The 362-nt window shown below is 66.0% G+C and carries 1 protein-coding gene; it reads left to right on the top strand.

What is annotated here, in order from left to right; genetic code table 11:
- The coding region (locus tag AB4Y92_RS26685) for a hypothetical protein (protein WP_441822361.1) at positions 1-235 on the top strand (235 nt) is incomplete at its 5' end.
- Positions 236-362: the final 127 nt, after the last annotated feature.

Raw genomic sequence — 362 nt, 5'->3', positions numbered from 1 at the left:
CCCCAACACGGCGAAGCTGTTCATCAGCTATCTGCTGACCGAACCGGGACTGGCACCACAACTCGTCGACGGGAAGGTGCCGACGCACCCGAAGATCGCGTTGCCCGATGACGAGCCCTCGGGCATCGGCCGTTCCCTCGACCGGATGATGGCGTGGGATCTGGCGTCGTCGGTCAGCGACCTGGAGCGCCGCCAGGATTGGCAGGACCTGTGGCGCGTCAATCTCAGGCGCTGACAGCGCCATACACGCGGATCAAGCGGCGCGGGAGCAACCACTCGCAAGCCGCACAAGGGAGGAACGACCATGAGCGCCTACTGGAGAGCACCGCTCCTCGCCGTTGCATTGGCAGCCGCCGCCACTC

The sequence above is a fragment of the Lysobacter sp. TAB13 genome (assembly GCF_052113885.1).
GTDB classification, from domain to species: Bacteria; Pseudomonadota; Gammaproteobacteria; order Xanthomonadales; family Xanthomonadaceae; genus Lysobacter; species Lysobacter gummosus.
The sequence above is the reverse complement of the archived record's forward strand: the minus strand, read 5'-3'. Positions and strand labels throughout refer to the sequence as shown.